General features: G+C 71.2%; 14 protein-coding genes. 6 read left to right on the top strand and 8 right to left on the bottom strand.

What is annotated here, in order from left to right:
- Window positions 1-155: 155 nt before the first annotated feature.
- The 4 genes from H4W31_RS36095 (at window position 156) to H4W31_RS36110 (ending at window position 3,539) form a co-directional block, all read left to right on the top strand.
- Window positions 156-668, top strand: coding sequence for an EXPERA domain-containing protein (locus H4W31_RS36095; RefSeq protein ID WP_192770700.1), 513 nt, complete (start codon window positions 156-158; stop codon window positions 666-668).
- On the top strand, window positions 665-1,456 hold the full coding sequence (locus H4W31_RS36100; RefSeq protein ID WP_192770701.1) for an SDR family NAD(P)-dependent oxidoreductase: 792 nt from the start codon (window positions 665-667) through the stop codon (window positions 1,454-1,456). The genes H4W31_RS36095 and H4W31_RS36100 overlap by 4 nt, the downstream gene beginning before the upstream one ends.
- Before the next feature lie 62 nt (window positions 1,457-1,518).
- On the top strand, window positions 1,519-2,118 hold the full coding sequence (locus H4W31_RS36105) for a GNAT family N-acetyltransferase (RefSeq protein WP_192770702.1): 600 nt from the start codon (window positions 1,519-1,521) through the stop codon (window positions 2,116-2,118).
- 197 nt (window positions 2,119-2,315) lie between these two features.
- Window positions 2,316-3,539 (top strand): dienelactone hydrolase family protein, encoded by a 1,224-nt coding sequence (locus tag H4W31_RS36110; protein ID WP_318783605.1) that lies wholly within the window; start codon window positions 2,316-2,318, stop codon window positions 3,537-3,539.
- A gap of 84 nt (window positions 3,540-3,623) precedes the next feature.
- Here H4W31_RS36110 and H4W31_RS36115 read toward each other — a convergent pair whose 3' ends face one another.
- The 3 genes from H4W31_RS36115 to H4W31_RS36125 all read right to left on the bottom strand — a co-directional run bounded on the left by H4W31_RS36115 (window position 3,624) and on the right by H4W31_RS36125 (window position 8,625).
- Window positions 3,624-5,804, bottom strand: coding sequence for an alpha-glucuronidase (locus H4W31_RS36115; RefSeq protein WP_318783607.1), 2,181 nt, complete (start codon window positions 5,802-5,804; stop codon window positions 3,624-3,626).
- Between the two features lie 127 nt (window positions 5,805-5,931).
- Window positions 5,932-7,341 (bottom strand): family 43 glycosylhydrolase, encoded by a 1,410-nt coding sequence (locus tag H4W31_RS36120; protein WP_192770703.1) that lies wholly within the window; start codon window positions 7,339-7,341, stop codon window positions 5,932-5,934.
- Between the two features lie 78 nt (window positions 7,342-7,419).
- The gene (locus tag H4W31_RS36125; RefSeq protein ID WP_318783608.1) at window positions 7,420-8,625 is read right to left on the bottom strand and encodes a substrate-binding domain-containing protein; all 1,206 of its coding nucleotides are present in this window, start codon (window positions 8,623-8,625) and stop codon (window positions 7,420-7,422) included.
- Between the two features lie 79 nt (window positions 8,626-8,704).
- Between H4W31_RS36125 and H4W31_RS36130 the strand changes: the two genes are divergently transcribed.
- The gene (locus tag H4W31_RS36130; RefSeq protein ID WP_192770705.1) at window positions 8,705-10,141 is read left to right on the top strand and encodes an RICIN domain-containing protein; all 1,437 of its coding nucleotides are present in this window, start codon (window positions 8,705-8,707) and stop codon (window positions 10,139-10,141) included.
- Window positions 10,142-10,192: 51 nt separating this feature from the next.
- Window positions 10,193-11,083: a family 43 glycosylhydrolase gene (locus tag H4W31_RS36135; protein ID WP_192770706.1), complete on the top strand. Its 891-nt coding sequence runs from the start codon at window positions 10,193-10,195 to the stop codon at window positions 11,081-11,083.
- A 15-nt stretch (window positions 11,084-11,098) separates the two neighbouring features.
- Here H4W31_RS36135 and H4W31_RS36140 read toward each other — a convergent pair whose 3' ends face one another.
- The 5 genes from H4W31_RS36140 to H4W31_RS36160 form a co-directional block, all read right to left on the bottom strand.
- The gene (locus H4W31_RS36140; RefSeq protein ID WP_225945866.1) at window positions 11,099-12,118 is read right to left on the bottom strand and encodes a hydroxyacid dehydrogenase; all 1,020 of its coding nucleotides are present in this window, start codon (window positions 12,116-12,118) and stop codon (window positions 11,099-11,101) included.
- Window positions 12,119-12,390: 272 nt separating this feature from the next.
- Window positions 12,391-13,341, bottom strand: a complete 951-nt coding sequence (locus tag H4W31_RS36145) for an ABC transporter substrate-binding protein (protein ID WP_192770707.1) — start codon at window positions 13,339-13,341, stop codon at window positions 12,391-12,393.
- Window positions 13,287-14,138 (bottom strand): ABC transporter ATP-binding protein, encoded by an 852-nt coding sequence (locus tag H4W31_RS36150; RefSeq protein WP_192770708.1) that lies wholly within the window; start codon window positions 14,136-14,138, stop codon window positions 13,287-13,289. The genes H4W31_RS36145 and H4W31_RS36150 overlap by 55 nt, the downstream gene beginning before the upstream one ends.
- Entirely contained in the window at window positions 14,139-15,176 is a 1,038-nt protein-coding gene (locus H4W31_RS36155; RefSeq protein ID WP_318783609.1) for a FecCD family ABC transporter permease, read from the bottom strand.
- Between the two features lie 61 nt (window positions 15,177-15,237).
- A complete protein-coding gene (locus H4W31_RS36160; RefSeq protein ID WP_192770709.1) occupies window positions 15,238-16,287 on the bottom strand; it encodes a FecCD family ABC transporter permease in 1,050 nt (349 codons plus the stop codon).
- Window positions 16,288-16,541 lie beyond the last annotated feature (254 nt).

Below are 16,541 nucleotides of genomic sequence, written 5' to 3' on the forward strand. Positions count from 1 at the left end.
CTGGCCCGTAGTGCGTCGGGGAAGGTGGGTCCCCCGCTGAGCCCGCCGTCCGTGGCCCGACGACCGCGCAACGCCACCGCGACGGGCGCGATCGGTGCCGAACGGGGCTCGATCCGGCATGGTGGGGACGCGACCGGTTCGTAGGATCAGGGGCCATGACCGTACCGCTGCGTCAGCGTCCGTACGACCTCTACTTCATCGTCTTCTTCGCGATCAACGCGTTGGTCATCACCTACATCGTCGACCTCGAACAGTTGGTGGTCGCCGATCCGGCGGACTTCGACTATCCGGTCTGGCCACCGGCCCCCGCGATCGACCTCGTGCACTGGTGGGGGGAGAACTACGACCCGCTGCTGATGGCCCGGCCCCCGTTCTGGCAGATGACGATCTGGATAGACGTCATCTTCTTCGGCCCGTTCTACCTGTTCGCCGTGTACGCCTTCGTCCGGGGCCGAAACTGGATCAAGGTACCGGCGCTGGTCTGGTCCGGGACCATGCTGGCCAACGTGCTGATCATCCTGATGGACGAGCGGTACGGCGTCACCCCGGCACCGAACTTCGCGATCGTGCTGGCGGCCAACGCCAGCTGGCTGCTGACCCCGTTCCTGATCATGTGGCGGATGCGTCGGGAGAATCCGTTCACCCGGCCGGAGCCGGTGGCGTCGTGAGGGCCGACTTCGCCCAGCGGTACGGGCCGTGGGCGGTGGTGGCCGGCGCGTCGGAGGGGCTCGGCGCGGCGTTCGCACACCGACTGGCCGGACAGGGCCTCAACCTGATCCTGGCCGCGCGGCGAGCGCGACCGCTGACCGAACTGGCGGCGACACTGCCGACCCGCACGATCGTGGTCCGGGCCGATCTGGCCACGGTGGACGGGCTCCGCGAGGTGGTGGACGCGGCGGCGGACCAGCAGGTCGGACTGGTGGTGGCGAACGCGGCGTACTCCCCGATCGGCGGTTTCGTCGAGATGGACCCGGCCGAGACCGGCCGTGCGGTCGACCTCAACTGCCGGATGCCGCTGGCCCTCGCCCACCACTTCCTTCCGCCGATGGTGGCACGGGGACGCGGCGGCTTCGTCGTGATGTCGTCGCTGGCCGGGATGCAGGGTTCCCCGCCGATCAGCGTGTACGCCGCGACCAAGGCGTTCGGCGCGATTCTGGCCGAGGGCCTGTGGGCGGAACTGCGCGGCACCGGGGTGGACGTGGTCACCTGCGTCGCCGGTGCGGTCGCCACCGGCAACCTGACCGCCGTGAAGGATCGCCCGGCCCCGGGTACCCGGACCCCGGACCAGGTCGCCGTGGCGGCGTTACGCGGTCTCGGCCGGGGTCCCCGGGTGATTCCGGGCCTCGCCATGCGGGTCTCGTCGGCGCTGATGTCCCGGCTGTTGCCGCGCCGTACCGCGATCGCTGTCATCGCCCGGGCCTCGCGGGACCTGAGCCCCCCGGCCGCCGCCCCCTGAGGCCGGCGCCGGGCCGGAAGTAGATCGAGCGATGCTTTCTCTTTACCGAAACGAGGCGACCGATGGAGCAGGACCCCGCGACGATCCGACCCGCGACGCCCGCGGACCTCGACGCGGTCGGCGAGATCTACGCGCACTACGTCATGCACACGACGATCACCTTCGAACTGCGGGTGCCGGACCGGCACGAGTGGTCCGCGCGGTACCGGGCGATCACCGAGACCGGGCTGCCGTTCCTGGTGGCCGAGCTGGACGGGCGGATCGCGGGGTACGCGTACTGCGCCCGCTGGAAGTCGCGGCCGGCGTACCGGCACACCGCGGAGGACTCGATCTACCTGGCACCGTGGGCCCTCGGCCGGGGCCTGGGCAGGGCGCTGCTCGCCGAGTTGCTGCGGGTCAGCCCGGTCGCCGGGGTCCGGGAACTGATCGCGGTCGTCGCCGACACCGGTGAGCCGGCCTCGCTACGACTGCACGAGCGGCTGGGATTCGCCGAGGTCGGCCGGTTGCGCCGGGTCGGCTACAAGCACGACCGCTGGCTGGACACCGTACTGCTGCAATGCTCCCTGTCAGCCGATGGCGGAGATCCGCTGAGCCACCCCGCACCGCAACCGGCCGACGGGACGGACGGCATGCCGACGCCATCCGCATCTGAATCGCCCTAGGCAACCGCTTTCCCGATAGACTCTGCTCGACAGGTGTCGATGCCGTCGACGCCGGTCCGAGCTCGTTCCGCCGGCCCGAGCTCGTTCCGCCTGCCTTGCGCCCGGTCCGCCCGCCTGCGACGGCCGGCTGCCTGAGCCGGCGCTCGTGCCGACGCGTCGGGCAGGTGCCGGCGTCCGAATCGGAAAGGAGTTCCGGGGTGAAGCGACGGTCCTTCGTCTCCCTTCCCGCGCTCGCGATGCTGCCCCCGACCACGGCCGAGGTGGCGTCCCCGTCCGGGGTGGCGCCCCCGACCGGGGTGACCCAGCCGGGCGCCGGCCTGACCACGCCGGCCGCCGCCTTCTCCTCGCCCGCGATCGTCGACGGCAACCTGCCGGCGTTCCATTCGGCACTCGCCGACGAGCTCACCTTTCCGCTGGCCTGGACCAGGTCACGGACCCGAAGCTTCCGCACCTGGCGCCGGACCGCGCGGGCGAAGGTCGAGGAGCTGCTCTGCCAGCCGGACGACGCCACCCCGTTCGCCCCGCAGATCCTCGACGAGCAGGACGGCGACGGCTACCTCCGGCGCACCCTGAGCTTCAACGTCACCCGGCACAGCCGGGTCCGGGCGGCGATGCTCGTACCCCGGGGTCGCGGGCCGCACCCCGCCGTGCTGCTCCTGCACGATCACGGCTCGAAGTTCGACATCGGCAAGGAGAAACTGGTCCGGCCCTGGTACGACCCGGACCGGCTCGCCTCGGCCCAGGCCTGGTCCGACCGGTACTTCGGTGGTCGGTTCGTCGGCGACGAACTCGCCCGCCGTGGGTACGTGGTCCTCGCCGTGGACGCGCTCGGCTGGGGTGACCGCTCCGGCCTGGGCTACGAGGCGCAGCAGGCGCTCGCCAGCAACCTGTTCCATCTCGGCTCCTCGCTGGCCGGCCTGACCGCCCGGGAGGACACCCGCGCGGCCGCCTTCCTCGGCACGCTGCCGTACGTCGACCGTCGGCGGATCGGGGCGCTCGGCTTCTCCATGGGCGGATACCGGGCGTGGCAGGTGGCCGCGCTCTCCGACCATGTCGCCGCGGCGGCGTCGGTGTGCTGGATGACCACCCTCAAGGCCATGATGGTGCCGGGCAACAACACCCTGCGGGGCCAGTCGGCGTACTTCATGCTGCATCCCGGCCTGCACCGGCATCTCGACATCCCCGACGTGGCGAGCATCGCCGCACCGAAGCCGATGCTGTTCTTCAACGGTGAACTCGACACGCTCTTCCCCGCCGCCGGGGTACGCGACGCCTACGCCAAGATGCGGGCCGTCTGGCGTTCCCAACGCGCCGAGGACCGGCTCCATCCGATGATCTGGCCCGGACTGGGCCACGTGTTCCCGCCCGAGATGCAGGACGAGGCGTTCCGCTGGCTCGACCGGTGGCTCCGACGGGCCTGACCGACCAACGGCGGTTCCCGTCCTCAGCAGCTGCGGCGTCAGCAACTACGGCGTCAGTCGAAAGCGTCGTCAGCAGCTGCGGCGTCAGTGGATGCGGCGGCCCCGCGCGTCCGGCACCCCGGACTTGCGGAAGAAGTAGGTGTTGATCTGGTCCCGCCACTCCTGGGCACCGCGGAGCTGCTCGTCGAGGCGTTCCCGCACCCGAGCGTCCAGCTCCGGGTCGACCAGCCCGGCGGTGGAGAGCCGTTCCCAGAGTTGCCGCATCCCGGCCACCCGCTCGGCCCCGGCGAAGTGGGTGTCGTAGATGTGCTGGATCACCGTCGACCCGCTGTGCAGGAGGTGCCCGTAGGGAACGTGGTGGAAGAAGAGCAGCAGTTCGTCGGGACACCGCTGCGGCGACTCGTACACGTCCGACCACGGCTGCGGGTACTGGCCGGCGTACCCCGTTCCGGACTTCCGCGTCCGGTCGACGCCGATACCGTCCCGGTCCGCGAAGTGGTACGTGCCCCACGGCGTGTACTCGTAGCCGTCCACGTCCGGGCCGTAGTGGTGCTCGGGACGGACCATGAAGCCGACCCCCAGCGGCGCCGTGTACTGCTCGTAGGTGTGCCAGGAGTCGTCCATGATCTCGTGCAACGTCCGCCGGAGCAGCTCCGGGTCGGCGGTCGACGACGGCACGAAGGTGAGGTCGATCCACTCGTCGAGGATCGCCGACGGGTCCAGCTCTGGTGCCCAGGCGAGCCGACCGAAGGCGTACAGGTTGGCCTGGGCGAGCGGATGTCCGGTCCAGAAGGGATCGTCCCCCACGTTCGACACCGCGACCAGCCCGCCACCGGCCGCCGAGGCCGAGCCGGCGGCACCGGCCACAGCGGCCGGGCCGGCGTCGCCGGGCGTCGAGCCGGCGGCCACGGCGGCGACGGTCGGACCGCCGGCACCCCAGGGGCCGAACTCCAGCACCTCACGCCAGAGCGGGCCCAGATAGCAGACGTGCCGTTGCTGACCCGTGTACTCCTGCGTCACCTGGAACTCCACCGCCAGTCGGGTGGCCGGCATCGCGGCGATCACCGGCGAGACCGGCTCACGCACCTGGAAGTCCATCGGACCGTGCTTCACCTGCAGGATCACGTTGTCCCGGAACTGGCCGTCGAGCGGGGCGAAGTGGTCGAAGGCCGCGCGGGCCCGGTCGGTCGACCGGTCGCGCCAGTCCTGCCGGTGGTTGTAGACGAAGGCACGCCAGTGCACGACCCCGTCGTACGGGGCCAGCGCCTCGGCGAGGACGTTGGCGCCGTCGGCGTGGCTGCGCCCGTACGCGAACGGGCCCGGCTGCCCCTCGGAGTCGGCCTTGACCACGTAGCCCCCGAAGTCGGGGATCGTCCCGTACACCTGCGCGGTGGTGCCGGCCCACCAGGCCCGGACCTGCTCGTCCAGCGGGTCGGCCGAGGGTAGTCCACCGAGGACGATCGGCGCGGCGAAGCTGACCGACAGGAACACCCGGACCCCGTACGGACGCAGCAGTTCCGCGATCGCGGCCACGTCACCGAGCCGATCCGTCAGCAGCCGCGCCTCGGTGGCGTGCACGTTCACGTTGTTCACCGCTACCGCGTTCACCCCGCAGGCCGCCAACAGCCGCCCGTACGCCCGCACCCGTGCCGGGTCGCGGCGCGGTCCACCGTCCTGCCAGAAGATCGAGCCGCCCGCGTAGCCGCGCTCGACCTGCCCCATCCGGTGATGCACGTCGACGTTGTCCCAGTGGTCGAGCATCCGCACCCGCATCGCCGGCCGGTGCCGCTCGACGGGACGGTCGGCGCCGAACGCGGACTCGCCGAGCCGGACCAGGTGGAACAGCCCGTAGAGCAGTCCGTTCGGGGCGTCCGCCAGCAGCACCGTGGTGTCGCCGTGCCGGGCCAGGACGAAGCCCTCGTCGCCGAGCGGGTCCGCGCGCTCGGCGTACCGCTGCCGGAACTCGACCTCGACCGACGCCGCCTGCGCCGGCAGTGGTGCCGTGCCGCGGAGCGCGAGCACCAGGTCGAACGCCTCGGCTCCGGGGTCGGCCTCCCCCGCCACCGCCGGCTGCTCGGCGGCCGGACCCGGCTCCTGGTGTACCAGGTGACCGCCGTGCCGGACGCCGGCCTGCGCCACCTCGTCCAGCACGGTGTCGACGAGCGTTCCGGCGCCGTGCACCAGAGTCCGGCGGGAGCCGAGCGCGCGGAACGCCTCCGGCGGCAGCCAGGCCGGATGGACGCCGGGCGGGTGGGGAATGGTCACGGGAACTCCCGGGGATGCGTGCCGATCGTTCCGGCGGTGGGTGGGCGGCCGTCCCGGGCCGACGCAGGGGTGGTCGGCCGGGACGGCAGTCCGCGCAGCGGTGATCGACTTTAGTACATCTCGGGAGCTATCCGGTCGGGACGACCGGTTGGATGGTGCCGTCGGCGTTGAACCGCATCTGGTCGACGGTCACCTCGCGGTTGGTGCCGTTGCCGGCTGGGATGGCAAACCGGTGGTACGCCATGTACCACGTGTCACCGGTCGGTGACCTGACGATCGAGTGGTGGCCCGGACCCTTGACGCCGATGGACAGGTTCTTGGCCAGGATCGTTCCGCGATGGGTCCACGGGCCCAGCGGCGAGGTACCGGTGGCGTACTCGACGTGGTAGTTCTCCGAGCGGGTGTCGTCCACCGAGTACGACAGGTAGTAGGTGCCGTTGCGCTTGAACACGAACTCGCCCTCCCGGAAGTTCGGCAGGCTGAACGTACGCACGGCGGTGGCGTCGAACGAGAGCATGTCCGGGTTCAGCCTGACCGCGTAGGCGGAGCCGTTGCCCCAGTACAGGTACGAGGTGCCGTCGTCGTCGGTGAAGACGGCCGGGTCGATCATCTGTCCGGGGCGGAAGCCGGCGGCGATCAACGGTCGGCCGAGCGCGTCGGTGAACGGCCCGGCCGGGCTGGTGCTGGTGGCCACTCCGATGTTCGTGTCGGCGCAGAAGTAGAAGTAGTACCGCCCGTTCCGGTATGCGATCGCCGGTGCCCAGGCCCGCGAACTCGCCCAGGAGACGCTGGGGCCGACGTCCAGGATGGTGCCGTGGTCGGTCCAGTTGACCAGGTCGGTTGAGGAGAACGCCTTGAACCGGGTGCCGCTCCAGCCGTTGTAGCCATCGGTGGTCGGATAGACGTAGTACCGGCCGTCCAGGTAGGCGATGTGCGGATCGGCGTACAGGCCCTTGAGCACCGGGGTACGGCGTCCCGCCGCCCACGGCGCCCGGACCCAGAACGAGCTGTCGGCGGCGAAGGTGCCGGGATTGGTCGTGCTGGGGTCGAGCCACAGTTCGGAGTCGCGGTGCCGGACGAACCGGCCCGGATAGTTGGCCGATTCCAACCGTGCCGACCCGGCGACGGATCCGTCCCGGACGCAGAACGTCGCGTCGGCCAGGGATCCGGTGGTACCGGCGTTGAGGTCGAGCCGCAGCCGGAAGTCGAGGTGCCGCAGCCATCGGCCGTCGGCGGCCTGGAAGGAGACGCAGCCGGCGCCGCCGGCCAGGCCGGGGGTGACGGTGAAGGTGGCGTCCTGCTTGGCGACCGTGCCGCTGCCGCTGGTGATCGGGTCGACCCGCCCGAGGTAGTCGCTGTGCCGCAGGTACCGGCCGGCGAGGTTCACCGACTCCAGCGAACGGGCGCCGGTCGCGATCGTGGCCGCCTGTGCGGCCGTACCGGCGACGGCGGGCAGCAGCGTCGCACCGAGTACGACGACCAGGGCACGTGCGGTCATCCGGCCCACAGTGGGCAGCGCCTGGACATCCGAGTTCATCGTGATCGCTCCCCGGGGCCGCGTTGGGGACGAGTGTTAGCGATAACATAACGGACTGTCAAGTCCTTCGATGTCTCGTCATCTCGCCGGGGTACGCGCCGGCCTGGCGGTGCTCTGGCGCAGGATCAGCTGTGGCGCGAGCCGCATCCGACAGGGTGGGCGGCGGTTCTGGCTCGGCGACAGCCGGGCGACGAGCAGCTCCATCGCGGCCTGGCCGATGGCACTGCGCGGTGGCCGTACGGCGGTGAGCGGCGGGTCGAACGCACCGGCCATCTCGTCGTCGTAGCTGATCACCGACAGCGTCCCCGGTACGTCGATTCCGGCGTCCCGGGCCGCCTGGGTCAGCGCGGCGGCGTGTCGGTCGGCGTGCACCAGGAGCGCGCTCACCCCCATCCCCAGACACCCGTCGAGGGCCCTGGCCGAACCGGCGCCTCCCATGGCGACCTCGTCGCCGTCGATCTCGGTGATCCGGCGTCGGGTCGAGCCGACCCGGCGCATCGCGGCGAGGAAGCCCGCCCGCAGCGGCTCACTGGTCGGACTCGCCCGGGGCACGACCAGGCCGATCGCCCGGTGCCCCAGGGCGGTGAGGTGTTCGACGGCGAGCGCCGCGCCGAGCTCGTGGTCGGTGCTGACGCTCTCCAGCCTCGCCCAACGCGCGTTGTCGCTCGGCGGCTGCCGCTCGATCAGCACCACCGGCATGTCCAGCGCACCCACCCAGTCGAGCAGCGGCTCCCGGTCGCTCAGTGGCGACGAGGGCGTGAGCAGCATGCCGGCGACCCCGTCGCCGAGCAGCCGTTCGATCTGGCGCTGGTCGGAGGCGGCCGAGCCGTACATCGAACCACGGAAGGCGATCCGCAGCCCGAACGCGTTCGCGGCGGCCTGCGCGGCCCGCATGATCTGCGGGTAGTAGTAGTCCAGCGACGGAACGACCATGCCGATGACCAGGCCGGTGGGCCGGGCGGTGCTGCGCGCGGGTGCGCCCGGGACCGCCGGCAGCACACCGCCGCCCCGCACCCGGCGCAGCAGGTCCCGGTCCGCCAGCTCGCGGAGGTCGCGCCGGACGGTCACGGCGCTGACCTCGAGTTTGGCCGCGAGGCGGTCGACGTGGACCACACCGACGCGGCGCAACTCCTCCAAGATCACATCGTGGCGTTCCTGGGTAAGCATTGATGACCGTTTCAGATCGAAACCTTTCAGAAGCCTTGACGTTACCGCATCGAAACGATGCACTCGGGTCCTGCACAGTGACCGGCTTCCATGTCTTACATCCCCAAGGATCATCATGATGGCTCGTCAACGCCTGTCCGTACCACGATCAACCACAGTGGACCGCCCCGGGCGGCGACCGAGCTCCCGGCTCGGGATGGCGCGGCGCGCGGCACTCGTGTTGACGCTTCTGCTCGCCAGCGTCGCCGTCGGCTACGGCGCGACGCCGGCCCAGGCCGCACCGGTCACGATCGCCAACGGCACCCAGTTCCGCGACACCGGTGGCAACGTCCTGCACGCCCACGGCGGCGGTGTGCTGAAGGTGGGCGACTACTACTACTGGTTCGGCGAGAACCGGAACTCGAACAACACGTTCCGGGCGGTCTCCGTCTACCGGTCCACCGACCTCAAGAACTGGGAGTTCCGGAACAACGTCCTGACCCAGTCGTCGCACTCCGAGCTGAACGTCGCCAACATCGAACGTCCCAAGGTCATCTACAACAGCTCCACCGGCCGGTACGTGATGTGGATGCACAAGGAGAACGGATCCGACTACGGCGAGGCGCGGGCCGCCGTCGCCTCCTCCGCCACCGTCGACGGCGCCTACACGTACCACGGCAGCTTCCGGCCGCTGGGGCACATGTCCCGGGACATCACGCTCTACAACGACAACGGTACGGCGTACATGATCTCGGCGGCCGACGAGAACTACGACCTGCACATCTACCGGCTGACCTCGGACTACCTGAGCATCGGCACGCTGGTGGGCAACTTCTGGGACGGTGCCCACCGCGAGGCCCCGGCGATGTTCAAGCGGGGCAGCGTCTACTTCCTGCTGACCTCCGGGGCGACCGGCTGGAGCCCGAACCAGGCGAGATACGCGACCGCGTCGAGCATCTCCGGGCCCTGGACCGGCTGGACCAACGTCGGCAACTCGACGACCTTCGACTCCCAGCCGACGTACGTGCTGCCGATCCAGGGCTCGTCGACGACCAGCTACCTGTACCTGGGCGACCGCTGGGCCGGGGCCTGGAGCGGGCCGGTCAGCGACTCCCAGTACGTCTGGTTGCCGATCGGCTTCCCCTCCAGCACCAGCATGAGCCTGAGCTGGTATCCGCAGGTCACCATCGACACCGCCACCGGGACCGTCGCCGGCAGCGGCGGACCGCCGCCCGGCACCTACTACCGGGTCACCGCCCGGCACAGCGGCAAGGTGATGGACCTGGTCAGCTCCTCGACGGCGAACAACGCCGAGGTGAAGCAGTGGGGCTGGAACGGCGGCGCGAACCAGAAGTGGCTCTTCCAGGACACCGGCGGTGGCTACTACCAGGTCATCAACCAGAACAGCGGGCACTGCCTCGACGTCGCCAGCTCCTCGACCGCCGACGGCGCGAACGTCATCCAGTACGCCTGCGGCGGCGGCACCAACCAGCAGTGGCAGTGGGTCGCCACCGGCAGCTACTTCCAGCTCCGGGCCCGACACAGTGGCAAGTGCCTCGACGTGGTCAACTCCTCCACCGCCGACGGCGGAGACATCCAGCAGTACGCCTGCGGCAGCCAGACCAACCAGCAGTGGTCCCGTACCCAGTCCTGAATTGTCGCGGCACCGGATGACCTGTTCGTACCGAACGACTAGGAGACGGCCATGGAAGCTGGATCGGATCGACGGCCGGGCCCCGCCAGCTGGCTGGCCGCACTGGCCAGCGCGCTGCTCGTGCTCGTCGGCGGGCTCGTCCTCGCGGCACCGCCGGCACAGGCGGCCAGCACCTACGTCTATCCGACGTTCAAGGGCGACGGTGCCGCCGACCAGGAGCTGTGGATCTACCGCTCGACGAACGGCACGAGCTTCAGCGTGCTGGCGGACACGAACTACCGGGGTCCCACCGGCGTCCTGCGGGATCCGAGCATCGTCAAGCACAACGGCCGGTACTTCATCGCGTACACGGTCCAGTCGTGGACGACGAACTCGACCTACTTCCACGTCGCCTCCAGCACCAACCTGACCAGTTGGACCCACGTGGCCAGCGTGAACTCGGGCATCGCCAACACCAGGTTCGTCTGGGCCCCCGAGTTCTTCGTGGAGGGCAGCACCGTACGGATCATCGCCAGCGTCGCCCAGACGACCTGCTCCAACTGCTTCCGGCCGTACGTCTACACCGCCCAGAACACCGGCCTCACCTCGTGGAGCGGGCCGGCCCAGATGTGGGGGTTGGGAACGAACCACATCGACACGTTCGTGGTGAAGTCCGGCAGCACGTACCACGCCTTCGTCAAGGACGAGACGTCCAAGTACATCGAGCACTGGACGACCACCGCAAACCTGACCAGCGGCTGGGTTCCCAGGAGCACCCTCTGGACCGCCGGGCACGAGGGGCCGTCCGTGCTCCAGATGGACGACGGGACCTGGCGGATCTACATCGACCGGTACACCAATGGCGGGATCTGGACCGCGACCAGTTCGGACCTGGACAACTGGTCGGGGATCAGCCGCATCGAGTGCCCCGGCTGTCGGCACGGCACGGTCGCCCGCCAGTAGGCCGCTGGCGCCGGGTCAGGCGTTCAGGACGAGCGCCTCGGGGGTGACCTCGGCCCGTAGCGGCTCGCCGGCGGTCCAGCGGGAGAGTTCGGCCAGGGTGTGGTCGGTCAGCCGAAGGATCTCCGAGCCCAGCGAACCGGCGAGATGGGGTGTGATCATCACATTGGGGGTGGCACGCAGCGGCGCGTCGGGGGGCAGCGGCTCGGGCTCCGTGACGTCGAGGATCGCGAAGAGCCGGCCGGCCCGGCACTCCGCCACGAGGGCCTGGGAGTCCACGAGGCTTCCACGGGCGGTGTTGATCACGGTCGCGTGGTCGGGCAGCAGCGCGAGCTCGGCCGCGCCGATCATGTGCCGGGTGCCGGGCAGGGCGGGTGCGTGCAGCGACAGGACCTCGCTGCGCGGCAGCACCTCGTGCAGGTCGAGCAGCGTGCCCCCGGCCGACCGCACCGCGTCGGCGTCCGCGTACGGGTCGGCCACCAGGCACACGGTGGAGTCGAGGCACCGCAGGAGGTCGACGACCCGGCGGCCGATCCGGGAGAAACCCACGATGCCGACGGTACGGCGATAGTTCGACAGGTCGCCGTAGCCGGCCAGGTGACTCCAGCCCCGATAGGCCGCCTCGGAGTTCGCGGCGATGAAGGGTGCCTTCTTACCGGCCAGGATGATCGCGGCCAGGGTGTACTCGGCCACCGGGATCGCGTTGGCGTCCGCCGCGCTGGTCACCTGGATGCCCCGGCGCCAGACCTCGCTGCTGACCAGCGACCGGACGCTGCCCGCGCAGTGGAACACCGCCCGCAGCGCGGGGGCCCCGGCAAGCCGTTCCGGGGTCAGCGTCGGCGCCCCCCACGAGGTCAGCAGCACCTCCGCCCCGGCCAGCCGGGCGCGTGCCGACGGCGAATCCACCTCGTCCGTCCAGACCGGATCGGCCAGGGTGACGAGCCGCGCGAGCCGTTCGAGCCGTACCGGATCGAAGTGGGCCCGGAACGACGTCCGGTCCATGACCACGAGCGCGGTGGGCTTCGTTCTCTCCGACAACGTCTCTCCCCTTCGAGCAGTCCGGGAGGTGGTCGCCGTGAGCCTCCGGAAAGCGTGCGGTCCGTGTAGACAACATCGATAACGTGGTTGTACACGTGCCGGCCATAGTTCGATCCGATGCGGTCGAAACAGGTCAGGAACGAACATCGGGGCGGGGCGACGTACCGCCTGCGGCGGGCCCGGGTCCTCGCCGACGGCCCGCTCGTTGAGCCGAGCCGCCGGGCGCCCCGGCCGGGGCCACCACCGACGCGGGTGGTCCCGGCCGGCGACGGTCAGGCCGCCGGGACGTACTTCTCCAGGTCGTCGAGGATCTTTCCGGCCGCGGTGACCCCGATCCCGGTCATCCAGGTCTCGTCGGCGACGACGTACGTCTTGCCCGCCTTGACCGCCGGCAGGTTCTGCCAGAGGCTGCCGCCGGTCACCTTGGTCTGCTCGGCGGCGGCCTTCTCGCCGAAGGCGGTCACGAAGATGATGTCCCCGTCGAGTTCGGCGATCCGTTCGAGGCTCACCTTGTCGAACCGCTTGTCCTCCTTGTCGGCCAGGAGCTGCCGCTCGGGACGTCCCAGTCCGATGTCACCGAGCACCAGGCCGGAGAAGGACGCCGGCCCGTACACCCGGATCTCGGTGGGACGGAACCGGACGATGGAGATCTTCCGCTGCGCCGGGTTGCCGATCTTCGTACCGAGATCCTTGGCCCGCTTCTCGTACGCGGCGAGCAGGTCCTTCGCCTCCTGCTCCTTGCCGAGCGCCTGCCCGTCGAGGAGGAAGTTCTCCTTCCAGGTGATGCCGACCCGCTCGGTGAAGACGGTCGGCGCGATCGCCGACAGCTCGTCGTAGAACTTCTCCTGGCGGAACTTGCTGCCCAGGATCAGGTCCGGTTGCAGGGCGCTGATCGCCTCCAGGTCGGGCTCGGTGAGCAGGCCGACCTGCTTGATCCCGGCAACGGAGTCCGCACCGAAGTACGTCGGCCAGCCGGCGACCTCACCGGCCTGTGCCGCACCGATCGGGGTCACGCCGAGCGACAGCGCGCTATCGATCTTGTCGGAGTCCAGCACCACCACCCGCTGCGGATGCGCCGGCACCTTGGTGCTGCCCATCGCGTGGGTGATGGTCCGGCTCTCCCCGGCGGCCTCCGCGCCGACCACCGGATCGCTGCTGGCGCATCCGGTCAGGCCGGCACCGATGGCGGCGACGGCGAAGAGGACGAGAACTCTGCGGCGCATGACGAACCTTTCGTAACGGACGATGTGCTGAGCTTCGGGACGACCAGTGGCGCCCCGGTCACCGGACAGGGCACGACGACACAGTCGAGCCCGAAGACGTCGCGGACCAGGTCCGCGGTGAGGATCTGCCGGGGCGGCCCGGCGGCGACGACCTCACCGGCCCGCATCGCGACCAGATGGTCGGCGTACCGGGCCGCCTGGTTGAGGTCGTGCAGGACGGCGACGACGGTCCGGCCGCGCTCGGTGCGCAGCCGGTGCAGCAGGTCGAGGACCTCCACCTGGTGGGCGAGGTCGAGGAAGGTCGTCGGCTCGTCGAGCAGCAGCGCCTCGGTGTCCTGGGCCAGCGTCATGGCGATCCAGACCCGCTGCCGCTGCCCGCCGGAGAGGGTGTCCACGGGCCGCTCGGCCAACTGCTGGACGTCGGCCAGCGCCATCGCCTCGGCGACCGCGACCTCGTCCTCCGGCGACCACTGCCGCCACCACCGCTGGTACGGCTGCCGCCCGCGCCCGACCAGGTCGGCGACGCTGACGCCCTCGGGTACCAGCGGGCTCTGCGGCAACACGCCCAGCCGGCGGGCCACCGCGCGGGTCGGCAGGTCCCGGATCGCGGCGCCGTCGAGCAGCACGGTGCCCCGACGCGGACTGAGCAGCCGGGCCATGGTGCGCAGCAGCGTCGACTTGCCGCACGCGTTCGGCCCGACGATGACGGTGAACGCGTCGGCGGGCAGGTCGAGGTCGAGGCCGTCGAGAACGGTCCGGTCGTCGTACCCGACCGCGAGATCGCGAGTGGAGAGCATCTAGGAGACCTTCCGTCGACCGCGGAGCAGCAGGTAGATCAGGTACGGCCCGCCGAGGGCGGCGGTCAGCACGCCAGCCGGCAGTTGGGTGGGGGCGAACAGCCGTCGTCCGGCCAGGTCGGCGAGGACGACCAGGAGGGCGCCCACTAGCGCGGCGCAGACCAGCGGCGGTCGCTCGGCGCGGACCAGCCGCCGGGCCACCTGCGGGGCGACCAGGGCCACGAAGTCGACCGCGCCGACCTGCGCGGTGACCATCGCGGCGGCGAGCACGCCGGTGGTCGCCAGGCCCACCCGCCGGGCCACCGGGCGCAGGCCGACCCCGCGCGCGGTGTCGTCGTCCAGCGCGCTGCCGTTCAACGCCCAGCCGGCCCAGAGCAGCACCGGCAGCAGCACCAGCAGGGTCACCCCGAGGTACGCCGCCTCGCGCCAGCCCTTGCCGGCCAGGGTGCCGACCAGCCAGAGCTGCGCGCGTATCCCGTCGATCGGGTCCGCGGAGAGCATCACGACCTCGGTCAGCGCCCGCAGCGCCACCGCGACGGCGACCCCGGCCAGGACGAACCGGTGTGCGGCCAGCCCGTGCCGCAGTCCGAGCAGCAGCACCACACAGGTGGCGGCGAGCCCACCGGCGAGCGCTGCCGGCGCGATCAGTGACGCGGCGGCACCGCTGGTCAACGCGATCGTGGCGGCGAGCCCGGCGCCCTGGGTGACACCGACGACGTCGGGGCTGGCCAACGGGTTACGGGCGACGCTCTGGATCAGGGTGCCGGCGATGCCGAACACCGCACCGACCAGCGCGGCCAGCACCACCCGGGGCAGCCGCAGGTCGAGCACGACCAGGTCGTACCGGGTACCGGCGCCGGACAGCGACCGGAGCACGTCGAACGGGGCGACGTACGGGGTGCCGACGGAGAGGCTCAGTACGACGGCGGCGCCGAGCAGCACGACCAGGACTCCACCGACCAGCAACGGCCGGTGCCGTACGACCAGGCGGGCGGGGCCGAGTCGGACCAGGGTCCGGCCCACGGGCAGCGCGGTCACGGTCTCTCCTCGCTCCACGACCTGGTTCCACTGAAGTGGCTGACGACCTCGCCCCGCCCGGTCATGCGGTCACCACCCGGGCCCGGCGGATCAGTACGACCAGCAGTGGCGCGCCGAGCAACGCGGTGACGATGCCGGCCGGCACCTCCCCCGGGGGCACGACCAACCGGCCGACGATGTCGGCGCTGAGCAGCAGCACCGGCCCGAGCAGCGCGGCCACCACCAGGGTCCAGCGGTGGTCGGCGCCGACCAGGGCGCGGGCCAGGTGCGGTACGGCCAGCCCGATGAACGCGATCGGCCCGGCCCCGGCCACCGCCGCCCCGACGAGCAGTACGGCGGCGCCGCCGCCGGCGAGCCGGACCAGCCCGACGTGGTGGCCGAGTCCACGGGCCACGTCGTCGCCGAGGGCCAGCGCGTCCAGGCCCCGGGCGGCGAAGCCGGCGAGCAGGACGCCGGCCAGGACGAAGGGCGCGACCTGGGTGGTGACTCCGGCGTCCCGTCCGGTCAGCCCGCCGACCACCCAGAACCGGTACTCCTCGAAGGCGCGGGCGTCGACGGTCAGCAGGGCGATGACGATCGCGCCGAGACTCGCGTCGAGGGCGACGCCGACCAGGGCCAGGGTCACCGGGCTGGCGCCCTCCCGGGCCCGGTTGGCGATGCCGAAAACCAGCAGGCCGGCGAGGAGCGCGCCGACGACGCCGAACCAGACGTACCCGGCCAGGCTGCCGATGCCGAAGACCGCGATCGCGACCACCACGCCCAGGGACGCACCGGCGCTGACGCCGAGGATCCGTGGCTCGGCGAGGGGGTTGCGGGTCAACGCCTGTAGCAGCACTCCGGCCAGGGCCAGGGCGGGCCCGACGACGAGGCCGAGCAGGGTACGCGGAACGCGGAGCTCCCGGACGATGGTGCTGGCCTCGCCGCCGTCCGGCGCGACCAGGGCGTGCCACACCTGACCGGGGGCGAGTGGCTTGCTGCCGAGCGCGAGGCTGGCCAGCACCACCAGCAACAGCAGCGCCGCCGCCGCGGCGGCGACCGCGAAGCGTCGGCCGGCGCGACGGCCTCGCCGGGTCCTCCCGGGCCCGGTCGGCCGGGCCGCAACGGTTGTCACGATGTTCCCTCGCACCCCTCGAATTAGGTTCGCCTAACCTTACGATCCGAGCCTCGACGGGCCTATCCGGGATGACGGATCTCACCAGCCGACAGGGCGCTCACCGGCGGCAATACGCTCGGCGGCCCGTCCTGACCGGTCCGGCGGGTACGAACCACGCGAACGGGTCGGTCGGGCACGGATGGCACCAGAAGGGGACACCCTCCGATCGGGATCAATCGATCATGCCGCTTACCCCGGACCGGTTCACTAGC

The sequence above is a fragment of the Plantactinospora soyae genome (assembly GCF_014874095.1).
In the GTDB taxonomy this organism is placed as follows: domain Bacteria; phylum Actinomycetota; class Actinomycetes; order Mycobacteriales; family Micromonosporaceae; genus Plantactinospora; species Plantactinospora soyae.